This window comes from Pseudomonas sp. HN8-3, from assembly GCF_020790195.1.
Taxonomy (GTDB): domain Bacteria; phylum Pseudomonadota; class Gammaproteobacteria; order Pseudomonadales; family Pseudomonadaceae; genus Aquipseudomonas; species Aquipseudomonas synxantha_A.
On record NZ_CP086206.1, the window covers coordinates 4,015,944 to 4,034,106 of the forward strand.

The 18,163-nt window shown below is 59.8% G+C and carries 19 protein-coding genes and 1 pseudogene; 7 read left to right on the forward strand and 13 right to left on the reverse strand.

The window, feature by feature from the left end:
• Positions 1-12 precede the first annotated feature (12 nt).
• Positions 13-1,338: a glucarate dehydratase gene (gene gudD, locus LJX92_RS17835; protein WP_228308751.1), complete on the forward strand. Its 1,326-nt coding sequence runs from the start codon at positions 13-15 to the stop codon at positions 1,336-1,338.
• Positions 1,339-1,534: 196 nt separating this feature from the next.
• On the opposite strand, the pseudogene LJX92_RS17840 reads toward gudD, so the two are convergent.
• The 3 genes and pseudogenes from LJX92_RS17840 to LJX92_RS17850 form a co-directional block, all read right to left on the reverse strand.
• Positions 1,535-2,536: pseudogene (locus LJX92_RS17840) on the reverse strand (chitinase); the annotation flags it as partial.
• A 40-nt stretch (positions 2,537-2,576) separates the two neighbouring features.
• Positions 2,577-3,212: a lytic polysaccharide monooxygenase auxiliary activity family 9 protein gene (locus tag LJX92_RS17845; RefSeq protein ID WP_228308752.1), complete on the reverse strand. Its 636-nt coding sequence runs from the start codon at positions 3,210-3,212 to the stop codon at positions 2,577-2,579.
• Between the two features lie 321 nt (positions 3,213-3,533).
• The gene (locus tag LJX92_RS17850) at positions 3,534-3,908 is read right to left on the reverse strand and encodes an addiction module antidote protein (RefSeq protein ID WP_032880190.1); all 375 of its coding nucleotides are present in this window, start codon (positions 3,906-3,908) and stop codon (positions 3,534-3,536) included.
• Positions 3,909-4,269: 361 nt separating this feature from the next.
• Between LJX92_RS17850 and LJX92_RS17855 the strand changes: the two genes are divergently transcribed.
• The 4 genes from LJX92_RS17855 (at position 4,270) to LJX92_RS17870 (ending at position 8,254) form a co-directional block, all read left to right on the forward strand.
• A complete protein-coding gene (locus LJX92_RS17855) occupies positions 4,270-4,881 on the forward strand; it encodes a DapH/DapD/GlmU-related protein (protein ID WP_056847984.1) in 612 nt (203 codons plus the stop codon).
• A gap of 336 nt (positions 4,882-5,217) precedes the next feature.
• Complete coding sequence (locus LJX92_RS17860) at positions 5,218-5,523, forward strand: DUF6124 family protein (protein ID WP_046071914.1); 306 nt, start codon at positions 5,218-5,220, stop codon at positions 5,521-5,523.
• A gap of 176 nt (positions 5,524-5,699) precedes the next feature.
• Positions 5,700-6,728 carry an alpha/beta hydrolase family protein gene (locus tag LJX92_RS17865; RefSeq protein ID WP_228308753.1) on the forward strand — a complete coding sequence of 343 codons (1,029 nt, stop codon included), beginning with the start codon at positions 5,700-5,702 and terminating at the stop codon, positions 6,726-6,728.
• 134 nt (positions 6,729-6,862) lie between these two features.
• On the forward strand, positions 6,863-8,254 hold the full coding sequence (locus LJX92_RS17870) for a PLP-dependent aminotransferase family protein (RefSeq protein ID WP_228308754.1): 1,392 nt from the start codon (positions 6,863-6,865) through the stop codon (positions 8,252-8,254).
• Here the strand turns inward: LJX92_RS17870 and panB are convergent.
• On the reverse strand, positions 8,242-9,057 hold the full coding sequence (gene panB / locus LJX92_RS17875) for a 3-methyl-2-oxobutanoate hydroxymethyltransferase (RefSeq protein WP_228308755.1): 816 nt from the start codon (positions 9,055-9,057) through the stop codon (positions 8,242-8,244). The two genes, LJX92_RS17870 and panB, sit on opposite strands and share 13 nt — an antisense overlap.
• Before the next feature lie 154 nt (positions 9,058-9,211).
• Between panB and LJX92_RS17880 the strand changes: the two genes are divergently transcribed.
• Complete coding sequence (locus tag LJX92_RS17880; protein WP_216091848.1) at positions 9,212-9,382, forward strand: DUF2986 domain-containing protein; 171 nt, start codon at positions 9,212-9,214, stop codon at positions 9,380-9,382.
• Here LJX92_RS17880 and LJX92_RS17885 read toward each other — a convergent pair.
• From LJX92_RS17885 to LJX92_RS17905, 5 genes are all read right to left on the reverse strand, one after another.
• Positions 9,354-10,349 carry a GlxA family transcriptional regulator gene (locus LJX92_RS17885; RefSeq protein ID WP_228308756.1) on the reverse strand — a complete coding sequence of 332 codons (996 nt, stop codon included), beginning with the start codon at positions 10,347-10,349 and terminating at the stop codon, positions 9,354-9,356. The genes LJX92_RS17880 and LJX92_RS17885 overlap by 29 nt on opposite strands.
• A 4-nt stretch (positions 10,350-10,353) precedes the next feature.
• Complete coding sequence (locus LJX92_RS17890; RefSeq protein ID WP_228308757.1) at positions 10,354-10,896, reverse strand: cysteine hydrolase family protein; 543 nt, start codon at positions 10,894-10,896, stop codon at positions 10,354-10,356.
• Between the two features lie 91 nt (positions 10,897-10,987).
• Positions 10,988-11,521 (reverse strand): GNAT family N-acetyltransferase, encoded by a 534-nt coding sequence (locus LJX92_RS17895; RefSeq protein ID WP_228308758.1) that lies wholly within the window; start codon positions 11,519-11,521, stop codon positions 10,988-10,990.
• Positions 11,511-12,722: a YeeE/YedE family protein gene (locus tag LJX92_RS17900; RefSeq protein WP_032880178.1), complete on the reverse strand. Its 1,212-nt coding sequence runs from the start codon at positions 12,720-12,722 to the stop codon at positions 11,511-11,513. The genes LJX92_RS17895 and LJX92_RS17900 overlap by 11 nt, the downstream gene beginning before the upstream one ends.
• Positions 12,723-13,250: 528 nt before the next feature.
• The gene (locus LJX92_RS17905) at positions 13,251-13,868 is read right to left on the reverse strand and encodes a TetR/AcrR family transcriptional regulator (RefSeq protein WP_228308759.1); all 618 of its coding nucleotides are present in this window, start codon (positions 13,866-13,868) and stop codon (positions 13,251-13,253) included.
• A gap of 135 nt (positions 13,869-14,003) precedes the next feature.
• Between LJX92_RS17905 and LJX92_RS17910 the strand changes: the two genes are divergently transcribed.
• The gene (locus LJX92_RS17910; RefSeq protein WP_005789870.1) at positions 14,004-14,444 is read left to right on the forward strand and encodes a hotdog fold domain-containing protein; all 441 of its coding nucleotides are present in this window, start codon (positions 14,004-14,006) and stop codon (positions 14,442-14,444) included.
• Between the two features lie 23 nt (positions 14,445-14,467).
• On the opposite strand, the gene LJX92_RS17915 is transcribed toward LJX92_RS17910, so the two are convergent.
• From LJX92_RS17915 to LJX92_RS17930, 4 genes are all read right to left on the reverse strand, one after another.
• Positions 14,468-15,529: an NAD(P)-dependent oxidoreductase gene (locus tag LJX92_RS17915; protein WP_228308760.1), complete on the reverse strand. Its 1,062-nt coding sequence runs from the start codon at positions 15,527-15,529 to the stop codon at positions 14,468-14,470.
• Between the two features lie 31 nt (positions 15,530-15,560).
• Entirely contained in the window at positions 15,561-15,713 is a 153-nt protein-coding gene (locus LJX92_RS17920; RefSeq protein ID WP_164699537.1) for a hypothetical protein, read from the reverse strand.
• 415 nt (positions 15,714-16,128) lie between these two features.
• Complete coding sequence (locus LJX92_RS17925; RefSeq protein ID WP_032880173.1) at positions 16,129-17,439, reverse strand: sensor histidine kinase; 1,311 nt, start codon at positions 17,437-17,439, stop codon at positions 16,129-16,131.
• Complete coding sequence (locus LJX92_RS17930; protein WP_078821902.1) at positions 17,432-18,106, reverse strand: response regulator transcription factor; 675 nt, start codon at positions 18,104-18,106, stop codon at positions 17,432-17,434. Before LJX92_RS17930 ends, LJX92_RS17925 begins: the two co-directional genes overlap by 8 nt.
• Positions 18,107-18,163 lie beyond the last annotated feature (57 nt).

Below are 18,163 nucleotides of genomic sequence, written 5' to 3' on the forward strand. Positions count from 1 at the left end.
AAGGACCTTGCCATGAATACCCCTGTAGTCACCCATTTCCAGGTCATCCCGGTCGCCGGCCACGACAGCATGTTGCTGAACCTCAGCGGTGCCCACGGCCCCTACTTCACGCGCAATATCGTCATCCTCAAGGACAGCAGCGGCAACACCGGCGTGGGCGAAGTGCCCGGCGGCGAGCGTATCCGTGAAACCCTGGAAGACGCGCGCAGCCTGGTGATCGGTCAGCCGATTGGCCAGTACCAGCGCGTGCTTAACCAGATGCGCAGCACCTTTGCGTCCCGAGACAGCGCGGGACGCGGCCTGCAAACCTTCGACCTGCGCATCACCATTCATGCCGTCACCGCCATGGAAGCCGCGCTGCTCGACCTGCTGGGCCAGTTCCTCGAAGTGCCGGTGGCCGCCTTGCTCGGCGAAGGCCAGCAACGCGACGCAGTGAAAATGCTCGGCTACCTGTTCTATGTCGGAGACCGCAACGCTACCGACCTGGCCTACCGCAACGAAGCCGACGCCGATGATGAGTGGTTCCGCCTGCGTCACGAAAAAGCCCTGACCGCTGACGCTGTGGTGCGCCTGGCCGAAGCCGCCAAGGCCAAATATGGCTTCAACGATTTTAAGCTCAAGGGCGGTGTGCTCAGTGGCGATGAAGAAATCGAAGCCGTCACCGCGCTGGCTGAACGCTTTCCCGATGCGCGTATCACCCTTGATCCCAATGGCGCATGGTCGCTGAAAGAAGCCATCCGCCTGTGCCGCGACCAGCATCATGTGCTGGCCTACGCCGAAGACCCCTGCGGCGCAGAAAACGGCTACTCGGGCCGCGAAGTCATGGCCGAATTCCGCCGCGCCACAGGCCTTAAAACCGCTACCAACATGATCGCCACCGACTGGCGCGAAATGGGCCACGCCATCCAGCTGCAATCAGTGGACATTCCTCTTGCCGACCCGCACTTCTGGACCATGCAGGGCTCGGTGCGCGTCGCGCAAATGTGCAACGAGTGGTGCCTGACCTGGGGCTCGCATTCCAACAACCACTTCGATATCTCCCTGGCGATGTTTACCCAGGTGGCCGCGGCCGCCCCGGGTGAGATCACCGCCATCGACACCCACTGGATCTGGCAGGACGGCCAGCGCCTGACCCGCGAACCGCTGAAGATTGAAGGGGGCTACGTAAAGGTGCCGGCCAAGCCGGGCCTGGGTGTGGATATCGATATGGACGCCGTGGCCAAGGCCCATGAGCTGTACAAAGGCATGGGCCTTGGGGCGCGGGATGACAGTGTGGCGATGCAATTCTTGATCCCGGGTTGGGGCTTTGATAACAAGCGGCCTTGCTTAGTGCGGTAAATCGGCTTTATGAACGCTCAGCGCAATTTGAGCGTGACGCAAAAAATCCGATGCCCAAACAGGCATCGGATTTTAGTCAGATCAGAAGCTTAGCTGTTTGACCTCTGGCACGTCTGCCAGAGGCCTCTTTGCACTACTGCTGATTGGCGACCTCGAGATCCGCCGTATCCTCCTCAAGGCCAGAGAGAGCAGTGCCATTGATCAGCGGCCCATAACGACGGCTGAACTCCCAGTTGTAAGGCACGTGGTCTTTGCTGATCCCGTTGTCCCAATTCACCGACCAGGTCATCAGGCCCTTGATCGACAATCCTTTGTCGTACAAGCGCTTGAATGCATGGGTCACGGCTGCTGGGTTGATCACATAACCGGTGGCAGCCGCATCGACGTTCGCAGGCAAGCCAATGACGAACTTGTCTGCCGGGATTTTGGTAAACCCCCGCGTTCCGCTCACCAGGCTTTCGGTCAGGTAAAACAGGAAGTCCTCTTTCATCGCGTCGTTGTTCTGGGCAATCCAGGCGCCATTGCCATTGTTGACCTCCTGCACCCAGATCCCGTCGCCACCCTGGTTGTAATACTGCGGGGCGATGAAGTCGTAATAGCCTTCCAGCGCCTGGATGTAGCCGACGTATTTGCCGGCGGTGGTCAGGTACGGAAATTCCGGCGCCATGCTGATGATGAAGTGTTTGCCTTGACCTGCGTAGTGGTCCTTGACCAGTTTCAACGCGGCGGGCAGGACAGTCTTGTTGTCGGCGAAATCAATCGCGCTCTGTTCAAGATCGATATCCAGGCCATCAAAGCCATAGGTTTCCACCAGGCGGATAATCTCGTTGGCCAGTGGCTGTTCGTTGCCTTTATGCAGTTCGATGTGTGCATCGGCGCCGCCAAGGGAAATCAGCACCGCCCTGCCCTGGCTGTTCAGCACGCCCACCTGGCGACGGAACTCGGCGTCGGACAGGTTGTACGGCTTGAAGGTTGGGATACCGTTGCCCTTCATGAAGGCCACGGCCACCACGTTGTAATCCTTTGGTACATCCGCCAGGCTGATATTGGCGAACTGGCCACGCTGGTAGCCATCGCTGGGTCCGGCAGGCCAGTTGTGCCAGAAGCCCATGAGGATCTTTTTGCCGGCAATGCTGGGCATCAGCGAAGCGGCATCGTTGAGTGGCGATTGCAATGAGGTAAAGTCGATATTTGACATGTTCTAATCCTTCAGAACCTGTGGGTTTAATGGTGCGGGCTTATTTGAAGTCCACGTCGAAGGCTTGATAGAAGGCGTTGCCGGTGTTGGCGACGATCCACATCAATACGATCACATGCTGGCCCTTCTTGTTGGCCGGCAGTTTCACTTCATGATTGACCTTGGCCTTCAGTTCGCCGGCATGGCTGTAGTACGGCACCTGGGTATAGAAGTCTTCGGCGAACGGCTGGGTTTCCAGCTGTGCGCGGGTGATGCGCTGTTTCGGATCCCAGCCATCCTTGGTGATCAGCCAGCGATAGCCACGGGTGGTGTGCGGCGCAGTGTATGCCCAGGTGACCTTGAAGGTCTGACCCGGCTCGACATTGAGTAACGGCCAGGTGAAGGCGCGGTTGAGTTTCTTGGCCATTTCCTCGTTGGTGAAGTTGATGCAGTCACGCGCATCGGTCTTGCCACCGCTGAGGATGAAGCCGTCGGCTGGTGGAGTGACGCTGTCACTGTCGGTTTGGTAAGGCGCCGGGAACGGACCGGCCATCAGTGCCGGGAAGTTTTTGCCGCCTTCCATTTCATTGACCTGCCAGGTCTCCAGCAGGCCCAGATCCACGGCGACTGCACCACGACTGGAAGGGGATGTGACACGACCATGGCGAAGCGGTGTCTGGGTTTGTGGTTCGTTCATTTTGTGACTCCATTGATTTGATTAAGAACTCTCCTTTCTTGAAGGAGAGGACCTCAACCTAACGGAGTCGCTTTTTTTTGCCACCGGCCCATTTTTCACTCATTTTCGTTTCATGAGCGCGCCGCCCCGAAAATACTGGATATATAACCAGTATTATGGGAATAACCTTACGCTGCAAGATGTCGATTTCCTACAAGACCAGGCGCACATCAACACCGCTTCTCTCGTAAATCGCATCATCCCTTCGTAACGGATAGCCCTCTGTGGACAAAAAGGGACGTCTCTATTTTCAATCAAATAAACCGTCCGATTTTTGGTCCATCAGGTTTTGCCGGTGACGGCCGTTTTTTTAATTGTGGTCGCGGCAATCGGTTGCACCGTCAGTTCCACCCCTAATGCCAACATCAGCTTCTGGACCGTCTCATAACGCGTCTTTGAGCCGCCTTTCAGGGTTTTATACAAGCTCTCCCGATTCACCCCTGCCGCTTCGGCAACCTTGTTCACACCCTGGGCTTTGGCAACCTCGGCCAGCGCCTTCATAAGGACTTGCGGGTCATGGCACGCCATGCTTTGCGCAAGATAGGCACTGATGGTTTGCGGGCTATCAAGGAAGCGTGAAGCCTCATAGGCGCTGGTGCCGGATGTATCCAGCTCGAGGATCGGCATGTCCTCTGGTTTGAATGTTGACTGACTCATGTCATTGACCTCTCAGGGCATCGAGAATCTTTTGTCCGCCTGTAGCCTACTGGCTACATCTTGCATCTGCCAGTGCTTTTTTAAAACCAGCAACACACAGCCAATGTGGGAGGGGGCTTGCTCCCGATAGCGGTGTATCTGCCATTGAGAGGTTGGCTGACCTGCCGCAATCGGGAGCAAGCCCCCTCCCACATTTGCACTGCGTTGTCGTTGAGGCAGCATTTTTGCGCACAACGGCGACCCGCGACTTTCTTTGGTATTAAGTAAACCGGGGCAGACGCTATTAAGATGTCGCCTGAGCCCACCACCCTATCGTCACAGCGGGCTCTACCCTCCCACCCCGACATCGGAAGCGCTCTGCATGAAGCTACCTGAGATCAGTACATTCATTGCTCAATGGCCCTCCCTTGGCGTGACGCAGCCCGCCGCTTGGCGGGTATCTCAAGACTGCGAAAACCAGGTTCTGGCCTTGCTGTCACGCCTCGGCACGGGCTACCGGCGCCACGGAGACTGTGCCATCCACGAAAGCGCCATTGTCGAAGAAGGCGCTGTGTTGAAAGGCCCGATCATCATCGGCGAAGGCTCATTCGTAGCAGCGGGAGCGTACCTGCGCGGCGGCGTTTATCTGGGCAGCCATTGCATTGTGGGCCCAAGCTGCGAACTGAAAAGCACCTTCATGCTGGCCGCAAGCAAGCTGGCACACTTCAACTTTGTCGGCGATTCATTGATTGGCGAAGGGGTAAATATTGAAGCCGGTGCAATCATCGCCAATTACCGTAATGAGTTGGATGGGGCGGATATCAAGATCCGCTATGCAGACAATGTGATCGACACAGGGGTAAACAAATTTGGTGCCCTGGTAGGCGACGGCTGCAAAATCGGCGCGAATGCCGTCATTGCTCCAGGCGCAATATTAGAGCCAAACAGTCGTGTTCCGCGTTTGGGGTTGATTGACCAGTTCGCCTACGAGTAGCGATAGCCCGTAGACATGTCCTACAGCGCTCTGCACCACCTTGCTCCATTGCCTACAGTTGCGTCAGAATCCGCCGGCTTGTGCGCTTGGATGGGCGTCTCTAAGGTGGCTCGGTCGCTGACAACTCAGTGATCGGGTTTAGTAGCCCGAGTGACAACATAAAGTGCATGAGCCTCATCGATCAGATGTTCTTGTCTGTGCTTGATGGTGGCTGTGCGCAGGGCGCCCTCGGGCGCGCCGGCTTTGTGTGTTTCCCCGGTCTACTAACCTGCGTACAGCCGCCACCCCATCGTTTAGTAGCGATGAGGTGTTGGCCCTAAAACAGGTACAACACACATGTATAAAGTCACGCCTAACCCTCCAAACGATCCAAACCTCAAGCTTGATCAGGCATCCCTTAACACCCACGCCGAACCACCTCCCTCACCGCTGTTCAGCGTTGCCGACGACGCCAGCAACGAAATGCTCATCGCCAATAGCTACGAAACCTTTTCCTCGGTGACAGCGTTATTGCTTGACCTGTCGGATGAACTGTCAGGCAAACAGCGCGATGTCGCGCTGGCGATTCATCAGCTGAGTGAATTGGGGGTTTTGTTGGTGGACAAATTGATGGCGAGGGAAAGTGCTTCAAGGGTTAGCTAGTCTTGCAGCCACCCGATAGACCGCCGCGTCGTCATGATCGACTTCACGACGACTCGGCAGCACCTAGGCGCCGGTCAGGCCCTCGGAGCCTGGTGGGCGCCCTTTCTCTTGGACCCTCTACCTGAACCGACCGTTTCAGGTCATGCTGCGCCCTCCCTTTCAAGGACGAAAACAGCATGAAAGCCCGCCTCGCCGCTCTGCTGCTGATGTGCCTGAGCGCTCCCGCATTCGCCAGCGACAGCCCCGTCGGCTTTCAAACCACCACCCTGCCAGACACCCACAACAACCGCCCGCTGGAAATGGCTGTGTGGTACCCCGCCGCCACCACTGCCAAACCCAAGCTGATCGCCGACAATGTGGTGTTCATCGGCGTGCTGGCCGTTCCCGATGCGGCGCCGACGCCCGGCAAGCATCCTTTGGTGGTGCTCTCCCACGGCTACGGGGGCAATTGGGGCAAACAGGCGTGGCTGGCCAGTGCGTTGGCGCAGCAGGGTTATATCGTGGCGGCGGTCAACCACCCGGGCACTACCAGCCAGGATCGCAGCGCACAGGCCGCTGCGCAGTTATGGCAACGGCCTAGGGATTTAAGTCGGGCCATTGATGCGCTATTGGCCCAGCCCGAGCCATTCGGTGCGGTGGATAGCGGCCGGATCGCCGTGGTGGGGCATTCCCTGGGAGGCTGGACGGTGATGGAGACGGCCGGTGCGCGTTTTGACCCGGCGCTGTTTGCCCGGGACTGCAGCGCTCATCCGACGTTGGTCGCGTGTACCGCCTACCGTGAGATGAACCCTGAAGGCACTGCGAACGGGAAGGAGCAATTGGCGGCGGACTTGAGCGACAAGCGCGTCAGCGCCGTGGTGTCTTTGGACCTGGGCCTGTCGCGCGGGTTTACCGATGCAAGTCTGGCGGCGCTGCCGGTGCGGGCCTTGGTGATCGCCGCCGGTGTACCGTCAGCGGATTTGCCGGCGCAGATGGAATCGGCCGACATGGCCAAACGGTTGCCAAACGCCTCGACGCAGTACGTGGAGATCCGCGACGCCAATCACTTCAGCTTTATGTCGCAATGCAAACCGGGCGCGGCGGCGGTGCTCGACGCGGATGTGCCCGGCGACAGCATCATTTGTCAGGATGGGCCGGGTGCACGGCCACGACCGATTATCCAGCAGCAGGTGATCACGTTGATCAGCCAGTTTTTGGCACGTTGATCAGGGTTTGATGATGTAGGAGCGAGCTTGCTCGCGAAAAATCTCAACGATAACGCGCGCTTCCAGGTAAAACGTGGCGTGCTGAAGTGCTTCGCGAGCAAGCTCGCTCCTACAGAATAGCGGTTCAAATAAGTATGAAAAGAAGCAAAGACACCTTTGCCTATCAGGCGGTGTACCGCTACCTCATCGAGCTGATCGAGGCCTGCCCTGCCGACGGCGCACGCAAATTGCCGTCCCTGCGCCAACTGGCCCTGCGCCTGGGCGTGTCGGTGTCGACCACCAAGTACGCGTATGCATTGCTTGAGGAACAAGGGCGGATCCAGGCCAGGCCCAAGCTCGGTTTTTTCATCGTCCCAGGCTTGGCTGCCACCATCAACCCAAGCTCATCTCCCCTGCTCGACCAGGTCTTCGCCAACGCACGCCAACCCGGCATGCTGGCCCTGAGCAGCGACGCGCCGGCGATGCTGCTGTCGCTGGAGCAGCCTTTGTTGATGCTGGAACGTGAACTGACCCGGCAGTACCCGCGCTCGCTGGCACCACTGTATCTGCCAATGGGCGAGCCCGAGTTGCGCGCGGCCTTGGCCGAACGCTATAGCCGCTCTACTGACCATTACTGGCAAGCCGACCAGGTGTATATCGGCTCGGATTTGCAAAGCGTGTTAGAGGTCTCGCTCAATGCCTTGGAACTGGCCGGCACACTCGCGTTGGTGGAGTCACCCTGTTCGTGGGCGATCCTGCGGCAATTGCAGGCGGCGAAAATCCGTGTGATCGAGATGCCCCTCGGCGCAGATGGGCGTTTTGACCTGGGCGCTCTGAACACGCTGCTCAAGCGTGAGCCGATCCGCCTGGCGGTGCTGTCATCGACGGTGAATATGCCACAGGGCGGTGTGATGCCCGCGCAGGATAAACAGCAGATTTGCCAGTGGTTGGCCGAGCGGGATATCTGGCTGTTCGAAAACGACACCTACGGCGAGCTGTACTTTGGCCCGCAACCGGCGCGTTATCGCGACTACGCCGCCCCGCACAAACTGCTGGTGTTTTCGACCTTCGACAAAGTCATCGGCTCGGAAGCACCCTACGGCTATGTGCTGTGTCGCGGTGCTGGGGCGCCGTTGCAGCAGCTGTTCCTGGAGCGCGGCTTTCGCCTCTCGCCGATCCGTCAGAAAGCCATCGCCAAGCTGTTTGCGTCCAAGCGTATCGACGCCCATCTGAAGGCGTTGCGCGCACGGTTACTGGCGCGCATGACACAGCTCAAAGCCCTGCTGTTAACCCACGGCAATGGCCAATGGCAGGTGGTCGAACCCCATGGCGGCGCAAGCTTCTGGCTCCGGGCCAGCCGCCCGGTGGATATGCGCCAGGTGTTCGCGCACTTGCTAAGCCAGCGCATCGTCATCGCCCCCGGCGAACTGTTCAGCCAGCAAGGCGCCTGGCCAGATCACCTGCGCCTGAGCTACACACTCGACTGGAGCAAGGACATTGCCCAGGCCGTCCAACTACTGGCCCAGGCGTTGCGTCAAAGCCCGTAGCAGTGCCGGTCTTCGGGAAAACGACCCTGGCGCACATCGTCGGCGAAACGCTCGCAGGCATCGCGAATCACCGCCCCCACATCAGCGTATTGCTTGACGAAGCGCGGCATCGAGCCGCCGCCCAGGCCCAGCACATCCTCGGTGACCAACACCTGGCCGTCACACGCAGGCGATGCGCCGATGCCGATGGTGGGTTGGCTTGAGTCCAGGGTGATCTGCCGGGCCACACCTTCGGCCACCCCTTCCAGCAGCAGACTGAAGGCCCCCGCTTCCAGGTTGGCGCGAGCATCGGCGACAATCACCGCAGCGGTTTCAGCGCTCAGGCCCTGAGCCTTGAACCCGCCCATGACGTTGACGAATTGCGGCATCAGCCCCACGTGGGCCATCACCGGTACACCCCGTGCAACCAGGAACTCCACGGTACCGGCCAGGGCCTGATTGGCCTCCAGCTTGATCGCATCGCAACCGGTGCGCGACAGCACCTGGGCGCAGTTGCGAAAAGCCTGCTCATACGACTCCTGGTAACTGCCAAACGGCATGTCGGCGATCACACAGGCCAAGCGTGTACTGTCGACCACCGCCCGGGTGTGGCCGATGATTTCTTCCAGTTGCATGCTCAGGGTCGAGGCCCGGCCATAGCCGACCATGGCCGTGGAGTCACCCACCAGGATGAAGTCGACGATCGGATCGATCAGCTTGGCGATAGCGCTGGAGTAGGCGGTCAGGGAGACGATTTTCTGTTGCCCCTTCATGGCGACCAATTGAGGGACAGTCATGCGTTTGGTACGGGTGTGAATGCTCATCGGGGCTTTTCCGTTTGCGCTGGATACTCGGCCCGATTATTGGCGAAACGAAGGACGATTCAATGCACAGATCAGCGCTAAAAAGCGACCCAGGGCCCGGTCACATTTGCTGAAACTGGTATCATCCGCGCCTTTCCCTCTCAGGCTCCGCGACATGAACCGCCAGAAAAAACTTCAGCAGCTCTTCAAGGCCAAAGCCAAAAAGGCCAGCGCCAAACTGGCGCCCAAAAGCAAAGACAAATACATCAGCAAGGCCGACCGCTTGAAGCTGGCGACCGAGGCCGGCCAGGAACCGGTCACGTCCCCCGAGACACCTGCTGAGTAAGGCGCATGGCTGAAGGGGTGGCCGCTTCATATTTGCCCCAGATACGCCGCAGATGCCGCGCCGAACCAAAGCCTGCGCGCTCGGCCACGGTTTCAATGCCCAGGTCCGACTCGGCCAGCAGTTCACGGGCCACCGCCAGGCGCAGGCGGTGCAGGTAGTCCAGCGGGCTGATGCCGACATGCTCCTGGAACAAGCGCCCCAGGTGGCGGCTGCCGGTGCAGGCCAGGGCGGCCATGCGGGTTACGGTCCAGTCCTCACAGGGCGCCGCGGCGATGGCGTCCTGCACCCGATGCACCGCCGGATGCAGGTGATTACGCCCGGTTATCCAGGGCGACAACTGCGGGTCGCTGCCGCTGCGGCGCAGGTAAACCACCATGTCCCGCGCTACCGCGCACGCCAGCCGTGGCCCGGCCAGCTCGGCGACCAGGTGCAGCATCAGGTCGATACCGGCCGTGACACCGGCGCTGCAACTGACCGGACCATCGGTCACGTACAAGCGGTTTTCCAGGACGCGAGCCTTGGGCGCCATGGCTTGCAAGGTGGCGCACAACGAGTGGTGCGTGGTGCATTGGCGGCCATCCAGTAATCCGGCGCTGGCGGCACTCAACGCGCCGGCGCATACGCAGATAAGGCGTTCAGCCGAGGGTGCGAAGACGTTTTGCAACCAGTAAGTCAGGTGGTTGCTGGCCGACTCGAACGCCTGCTGGTGTGCCTTGCTGACCTTCATCGTGGAGCCCACCAAGACCACCAGGGTGCCGGGGGCCAAGGTCGGTGGCAGTGGCGCCAGCCCCGTCAGCGGCAAACCGATGGAGGTGTGCAGCGTTGCCACCGGGCTGACGTACTGCAAGTCGAAATCCACCACCGCCGGGTCATCGACCTGGGCGGCCAGGCGCAGCACTTCGGCAGGCCCGGCCAGGTCGAGCATCAGTACGTTTGGCAACAGCACAAACAGCACCGGCACACTCATCGATTCACTCCGCCAGGGCCTGGGCGACCGTCACGATGCGGGCGAAGCGGTCATCGAGGACCAGCTCCGTGCGTTCGCGAATCTCGGCCGGCGTATAGACCCGGCCGCTACGCGCGTGGGTCATCGGGAAGGTCAGCGTCGCCTCGCTGACAAAATCCACCTTTAAGCCACTGTCGCAAGCCTGCCGCGTAGTGGTCTCGCAGCATTGCTCGGTGCGGATGCCGCTGATGATCAGCGTGGCGACGCCCATCTCCACCAGGCGAGCGGCCAGGGGCGTACCCGCAAAGGCACTGTGGTAGCGCTTGTGGATCACCAACTGCGGATTGATCGACAGCTCGCTCAGTGCCCTGACGTTGCCCGATTGCATGGAGAAATGCCCCTGGTCTTCAACATGGAAGACTTGTACCACCGGGATGCCCTGCTGAACACAACCATCGATGAGGGCCTGCTGTTTTTCCAGATAGTCGGGCAGGTCATTTTCGGACCAATAGGTTGAATGACGGAACGAGTGCTGGGCGTCGATAACGATCAGGGCTTTACGGCTCATGGGCAGTCCTTTTGGCTTGCATCAGTGGGTGAACGATGCAAGCCATGGTAAGGACAACCCACAGCGCACGACAGGCGCAAGGCAGACTACTTCAGGACGGATTCGGACATGTCACCGGGCACGCCATGGCACAACGACTGCCGGGTTCGAAGCCATGGGCGTACTCATCCGCCAGGATCGTTTCCAGACGCGGATCACTGTGAGTAGCGAAGCCCAGGCGCCGGTAGAACGGTGCATTCCACGGTACATGCACAAAGGTGGTCAGGGTCACTGCATGCAGTTGCTGGGCGCGGGCGTGGTTCATCGCCGTTTCCACCAGCCTTCGCCCCCAGCCCTGGCCTTGCAGCGGCCGGACCACGGACACTTCATGGATATGCAGATCGTCGCCAAAGCGTTCTGCGCTGAGGAAACCCTGGGGTTGGTCGTGGTGATCAACCACCACCCAGCAGGTCGATAGCGCGATCCACTGCCGATGGCACTCGATGCCAATCGACGCGGCATCCGCCAGCCAGGCCAGCCCTTCGATTGCGCGAAACGCCTGGGCGGCGCACTGCTCGATGGCGGGCAACAAACCGGCGTCTTGCGTGCACGCCAGGCGAATGTGGACGGACTGCTCAGCAACCACTCAAGGCCACCTGGGGCCGTTCGCCGGCAAAGAAGAAGGGCCGCAGGCGCACGCCCACGCCATTGCCGATAAACGCCGCCACCAGCCACACCCAGCCATGCAGGCTGCCCGAGGCGATGCCGCTGAAATAGGCGCCGATATTACAGCCATAGGCCAGACGCGAGCCGTAGCCGAGCAGCAGGCCGCCGATCACGGCGGCGATCAACGAGCGTGCCGGAATATTCAGGCTGGGAGCGAAACGCCCGGCCAGGCCAGCGGCCAGCAGCGCGCCAAGGACAATGCCGATATCCATGACGCTGGTGATGTCTTCCCAGACCGGCGCGGCCAGGGCCTTGGCATTGCCCGGCATCTGCCAGAACGCCCAACTCGCCACATCCACACCCAGCCCGCTCGCCACTTTGGCGCCCCACAGCGCGAACGCCGAGGTGATGCCCCACGGCCGCCCAGCCAGGGCCAGGGTGGCGTAGTTGAGCAGCGCCAGGCCAATCGCGCCCCACACCAGCGGCCAGGGCCCACGCAGAAAACGACGCAGCCCTTGATGCTCGCTGTGCACGCCTTGTTCAAGCTGGCCGTGACGGCGCTTTTCCAGGCGCACGGTCACCACCGCAATCAGCGCGAACACCGCCAGGCTCAGGACCAGCGCCGGCAGCACACCGAAACTTTTGACGATGGAAACCGCCGGCAACGACGGCAACGCAAACCACCAGTCGACATGGTGGGTGGCGATCAACGAGCCACAGATAAAGAACAGCAGCGTCACCAACATGCGCGCATTACCGCCGCCCACGGTGAACAAGGTGCCCGATGCACAGCCGCCACCCAGTTGCATGCCGATCCCGAAGATAAACGCCCCGAACACCACCGACACACCGGCCGGCGCCACCAGCCCCACGACCGGCTGGCCGAACAAAGTGCCCGCACCCAGCGCCGGGAAAAACAGCAGCACCGCCACCGCCAGCATCACCATCTGCGCACGCAAGCCGGCGCCACGCCGATCATTGATAAACACGCGCCAGGCCGAGGTAAAACCGAAGGCAGCGTGGTACAGCGTCAGGCCCAGCGCGGCGCCGACCACCAGCAACAACACTTGGCGTGCGCCAACGGTGTTTTGCAGGAACAGGGCGCCCGCCACCAGGATGATAAAGGCTATCAGTGGCGCTGCAGGCTTGCGTGCAGGCGCCAGGGAAAGGGAGGTGCTCATGGGGATCTCGATGGGTTGGAAGGAGGCCAGTATAGCCCCAGACGGAACTTGATCAGGCGCAGGCATTGCCGAGAGGCTCATCGTTTGAACCACCGCCTTCGCAGCCTCGCTGGGGCTCGACAGCTCCCACAGGGATTAGCGGTGCTGAGTTGATCTCGATTGGCAAGGCCATTGCGCCAAACACAACTCCCGACAACAACACCGCCCAAATGTGGGAGCTGTCGAGCCCCAGCGAGGCTGCGAAGGCGGCGGCACAGGCACCCTCTTCATCGCCTGAACTACCGCTTTCGCAGCCTCGCTGGGGCTCGACAGCTCCCACAGGGGATTGGCAGTGCTGAGTTGATCTCGATTGGCAAGGCCATTGCGACAAACACAACTCCCGACAACAGCACCGCCCAAATGTGGGAGCTGTCGAGCCCCAGCGAGGCTGCGAAGGCGGCGGCACAGTCAACCCTTCATAGCCTGAACCATCGCTATCGCAGCCTCGCCAAAGCTCGACAGCTCCCACAGGGGGATGAGGAGGAATGACTAACGCTGGCTGATCGAGCTCCACGCCGCTTCAGCCAGCAGCTCACGGTACTCAAAGGGGCTCTTTTTGACCTTCGCCGACAGCCACGCACGGGAGTAGCTTTCCGCCGCGCCAATGATCAACGAAGGGATAAGTTCTGCGGGCAAATGGCTGAAGTGTTCCTTGCGCCCTTCCCCGCCCATCCACTCCTTCAACTGCTGGTTGCGCTGCTTGTTGCGCGCAATCAACTCGTCCTTGAACGGGCCGTTGGACACGGCAAAACGGCTTTGGAAAACAAACCGCGCCCAGTCCGGCTGGGCGGTGACCCATTCAACGTAGCTGTACACCAGGCCGACCACACCGGCGTGGGCCGTATCCGCCGCTTGCAGGTAGTGGTCACGCAGGCTGGCCTGGTCTTCCAGCGCAGCAAAGAAAAGCGCGGCGACCAGCCCTTCCTTGTTGCCGAAGTGGTGATAGATAGCGCCCACGCTGGTGTCGCAGCGCGCACGGATGGTCTCGATGTTGGTCGCCTCGATGCCTGCATCGTTAAAACAAGCCAACGCCTCACGCAGGATGGTGCGCTTGAGGTCGCTGCGCCTGCCGGGGAAGGTGCGCTCGATGAGATCGATGGAGTGCATGGGGGGAACGCCAAATCAAAACAGTTTATAGGCTGAGCGACCACCAGAGAAAGCTCGGGTTGACAGGCACGGAATCTACAGAATATTGTTCTGTTACGGAATATTATTCCGCAACTAAGCCTTGAGGATATTCGTATGAGCCAAGCACTGAGCATGTTCAATAGCGTAGGCCCTGCCGCATTCAGCAACCTGGCGTGCCAGATGGCACCCTACTTCAGCACCATCACTCCCGAGATCGCGGAACTCAAGCCCAACCATGCAGTGGTCACCGTGCCGTTTCGCAAGGAAATCACCAACCACCTGGCTTCGGTGCATGCCATTGCGCTGTGCAACGCCGCCGAACTGGCCGGCGGCATGATGACCGACGCGTCGATCCCCGCTGGCGCACGCTGGATTCCCAAGGGCATGAGCGTGGAATACCTGGCCAAGGCGAAAACCGATATCCGCGCCGTCGCCGATGGCAGCGCTATCGATTGGCAGACCGCGGGCGACAAGATCGTGCCGGTAGAGATCTTCGATGCGGGCGGCGTCAAGGTCTTCACTGCCCACATCACCATGAATGTGAAGCTCGCTTAGCCCCTCAGCCGGCACAGGCAGTATCAGCGACACGGCATCTGCAAGGCGTGACTGAACGCGTGGATGTGGTCGACGATGCGCTGCGAAGCGGTGCGGATTGCGGTGGTGGTATTGCCGGCGATATGCGGCGTCAATTGCGCACCGGCAATGCCCGCCAACGGCGAGCTGAAACGGTCTTTTTCCAGGGCGAAGGTGTCAATGGCGACCGCCTTGATATGCCGGGGAAACCGGATCATGAAGGCGGCCAGTTGCTGCTCGTCGACGATGCCACCGCGAGCGGTATTGATCAGTATCGAACCCTGGCGCATCCGCTTGAACTCGGCGCTGCCGAATAAGCCGCGAGTCTGCGGGGTGAGCGGCACATGGATCGAAACGATATTGGCCTCATCCAGCAACTGTTCCAGGGTTTGCCTGCGTTGCAGCCCGAGGCGGCGCGCCTCCTGCTCGGTGAAGCGCTCGGACCCGGTGGCAATCACCTTCATCCCCAAGGCGCTGGTTTTACACGCCACCTGCTGGGCAATGCTGCCGGTGCCCACCAGCCCGAGGGTGAGTTCGGCGTATTCAGCAGCAGGCGCCAAGGTGCCTTTTGACCAGTGGCCTTGGTGGGTTTGCGCGTTGTAGTGGTCCAGATCCCGAGACAGAAACAACGCCTGGGCCAACACGTATTCAGCGACAGCGGTCGCGTTGGAACCCGGCGTATGCAGAACCGTCACTCCCGCCTGCTCGCACGCCTGTCGGTCGATATGGTTGAGACCGGTCCCGGCCTGGGCGATGGCGCGCAGCGGTATGGGCAACCCGGGTGAGCTGGCGGCGCGAATCAGTTCGCCGCCCAGCGGGATGTTCAAGCGCGTCTTGAACACGCTGTAACCCCCAGCCTGATACACCGCTGCGATAAAACCCCGCTCATCATGGCCGTTGATATCGGCATACCCGATGCGTGCGCCGTAGCGCTGCTGGATGCTGTGTTTATCGGTGAAGTAATAGAGGTTAAGGACGACCGCCAAGCCCAGTTCAAGGAATCGATCGATTTCCTCATAGAGCAGCGGCGGACCGGGCGCGTCAAGTATCAGCGTGGTGAATGCCATGGGGTTTGATCCTTTTGAAGGCATCGATAACTCAAACAATGGTTGCTTGATTGCCGCTTCGAAGACCGCATTGCCCAAGGCAGCCGCCCGCTTCGACCAATAAAGCATGGTCCTGATTTTTCGGTAAAAGACCTGTTTGGAATAAAACGAAAGGGAAAAAATCATTGGCCGTCAAAAAGAACACGCCTGCGCTCCATGACCATAATCGAGGCGTTTAACTTTTTGATTAATCAGGGCTAAATAAAATAATTCGAAAACGTCTTACTCAAAGGAAAATCTCGGCACCCATTGCGTGCGAGAGAAACCTGAAAAAATCTTCATAACCCTTGAACGTCAGCCAATGAATTGGCGAAGTATGTGTTTAGCAAGCCAGAGATTCTCTGCACCCCGGAGGATTTTGCGGCCATGCAACCGGCGATTGAAAGTATGGTCAACGACTTGAAAAGCCAAGTCATTGTGCAGACGCTGTAACGCCCTCGCCCTTCTTGCGTGTCAGTGCTGACGCACTGGCGCGCGGGAATCGTGGGCTGTGATGCTGAGGCGCGGGTATAAAAACCGCTCCCCAACCAGCCGTCGCTATTGTGAAGCGCTATCTGCCTTTAATGTTCTGACTCGACAGCCCGCACGCTCGTAAAATCAAGAATGACCGTAAACCTCTGTTGCTCACGGATCACTTCAATCTGCCAGCCCAGCTTTGCGCACAATTGCCGCATCAACTGCAACCCTAGCCCATACCCAAAATCGTCGGACTCCTGTCGCGGCTTGGCCTCGCGGACGTGATTGGCAATCATCAGCCGCGGGTATTCGAAACTGATGTCTACCGTGCCCTCTTCTGCGTATTGCAGCGCATTGCGCAGGAAGTTGCCGATCACGATACGACACGCCGTAGGGGGCAGTCGGCAAGGTTCGGTGTGGATGTCGATGCTTAGCTTGATATCCCGATTACCGATCAGGTAGCGGTGCTTCTCAATCAGTTCGCCGACTACCTCGCTCAGATTAACGTCTTGCTCGGGCAGCGATTCGGAACGCTCGCGGCTCATCCACAGCAATGTCTCGGCAATCAGCTGCATGTTCATCACAGAGCGTTCTATACGTTGCAAGGAAGGCGGCAGCACACCGCCCGATTGCAGGGCCAACAATTCGATATTGGCCTTGAGCACCGCCAGTGGCGTGCGCAGTTCATGGCTGGTGTAGCGCAACAGGCGGCCTTCACGCTGGCTGGCGGCCTGCACCTGCTCAACACTTTTGGCCAGGGCATCGGCCAGCATATTGAACTCCTTGAAACTGAAACCCGGCCGTGTGCTGGCCAGGGCATCAGGGTCTTTGAGTGTGCCGGACCATTGCACCAGACGCCCCAGCGGCCGAACCAGCCACCAGACCAGCAAGGCGATGATGATCAGCGCCGGCACGAATACCGCCAGGCTGATGAACTTGACACTCTCTATGACCTGATCGAAATAGGCGTCAGACAACGGCGTCTCGACCTCACCCCCGGCTTCCTTATCGTGGTCGATGTCGTACATGTAGAGGGTTTTGCCGTCACCCAGGGGCTGTTCAAGGATGATCTGGAAAGGCTCGTCGTCGTCATCGGAATAGAGATCGCCGAAGATATTCACCGCACCGAAGGACAGGCTCGGTGGGGTATCGAGCAACTCACGCACGTCCTGCGGCAATGCCTGCTTGCCGATGACGCTGGTATAGAAGTAATTGTGCGGCGTCGGCGTGGTCGGGTCCTGTTTGTAGTGCCGGAGAAAATATTGGGCTTCCTCCTCCATCATCGCGCTGGCGGTATAGAACAGGCCGCGCACGGTAAATTCAGGCAGCAGCTTGCTGTAGATCACCAGCACCACCGCAATCAAGCACAGGAAACTGCCGCTGATTACCCACTTCAGACTCAGGCCGTTACGCATGGGGTTTTACCTGAATGCCGACACCCGCCAGGGTATGGATCAACGGCCGGCCAAAAGGCTTGTCCACAGCCTTGCGCAACCGATGCATATGCACCTTGAGCGTATCAGTGTCGGGTGGCTCGTCGCCCCAGATCTTCGCTTCCAGGCGTTCTCGAGAGACCGGCTGTGGGCTTGCGCGCATCAGGTTTTCCAACAAGGTCCAGCAGATGGGCGACAAATGCAGCTCCTGCCCTGCGCGGCTGACCTTGCGGGTGGTCAGCTCCATTACCAGGTCATCCACTTGCAGGCGACTGGTCTGGCCGCTGCGGCGCAGGCTCAGGGCGCGAATCCTGGCGACCAGCTCGGCCAGCTCGAACGGCTTGACCAGGTAGTCGTCGGCTCCGGCAGCGAAACTGGCGAGCTTGTCGGATAACGCGTCCAGCGAGGTCAACATCAGGATCGGCGTCTGGATGCCCTGCTGGCGCAACCGATCGCATACCTGCTGGCCGTTCAGTCGCGGCAGCATGATGTCCAGGAGGATGACGTCGTAATGCTGATTGAGCGCCAGGTTAAGCCCGGTCTGACCATTACTGACGTGGTCGCAGACAATGCCGCTGATCTCCAGATACTCGATGACGGTGGTGGCCAGATCAAGGTTGTCCTCGACCAGCAGCAAGTGGATATGCACGGGGAAAACCTCGAACAGGGAGTGCGCAGAGGTTTGCAGGATAACGGAACTCGAGCT

Coding starts and splice junctions, on each gene's coding strand:
- gudD (WP_228308751.1), top strand. CDS start 13: ATGAATACCCCTGTAGTCACCCATTTCCAGGTCATCCCGGTCGCCGGC.
- LJX92_RS17845 (WP_228308752.1), bottom strand. CDS start 3,212: ATGAACGAACCACAAACCCAGACACCGCTTCGCCATGGTCGTGTCACA.
- LJX92_RS17850 (WP_032880190.1), bottom strand. CDS start 3,908: ATGAGTCAGTCAACATTCAAACCAGAGGACATGCCGATCCTCGAGCTG.
- LJX92_RS17855 (WP_056847984.1), top strand. CDS start 4,270: ATGAAGCTACCTGAGATCAGTACATTCATTGCTCAATGGCCCTCCCTT.
- LJX92_RS17860 (WP_046071914.1), top strand. CDS start 5,218: ATGTATAAAGTCACGCCTAACCCTCCAAACGATCCAAACCTCAAGCTT.
- LJX92_RS17865 (WP_228308753.1), top strand. CDS start 5,700: ATGAAAGCCCGCCTCGCCGCTCTGCTGCTGATGTGCCTGAGCGCTCCC.
- LJX92_RS17870 (WP_228308754.1), top strand. CDS start 6,863: ATGAAAAGAAGCAAAGACACCTTTGCCTATCAGGCGGTGTACCGCTAC.
- panB (WP_228308755.1), bottom strand. CDS start 9,057: ATGAGCATTCACACCCGTACCAAACGCATGACTGTCCCTCAATTGGTC.
- LJX92_RS17880 (WP_216091848.1), top strand. CDS start 9,212: ATGAACCGCCAGAAAAAACTTCAGCAGCTCTTCAAGGCCAAAGCCAAA.
- LJX92_RS17885 (WP_228308756.1), bottom strand. CDS start 10,349: ATGAGTGTGCCGGTGCTGTTTGTGCTGTTGCCAAACGTACTGATGCTC.
- LJX92_RS17890 (WP_228308757.1), bottom strand. CDS start 10,896: ATGAGCCGTAAAGCCCTGATCGTTATCGACGCCCAGCACTCGTTCCGT.
- LJX92_RS17900 (WP_032880178.1), bottom strand. CDS start 12,722: ATGAGCACCTCCCTTTCCCTGGCGCCTGCACGCAAGCCTGCAGCGCCA.
- LJX92_RS17905 (WP_228308759.1), bottom strand. CDS start 13,868: ATGCACTCCATCGATCTCATCGAGCGCACCTTCCCCGGCAGGCGCAGC.
- LJX92_RS17910 (WP_005789870.1), top strand. CDS start 14,004: ATGAGCCAAGCACTGAGCATGTTCAATAGCGTAGGCCCTGCCGCATTC.
- LJX92_RS17915 (WP_228308760.1), bottom strand. CDS start 15,529: ATGGCATTCACCACGCTGATACTTGACGCGCCCGGTCCGCCGCTGCTC.
- LJX92_RS17925 (WP_032880173.1), bottom strand. CDS start 17,439: ATGCGTAACGGCCTGAGTCTGAAGTGGGTAATCAGCGGCAGTTTCCTG.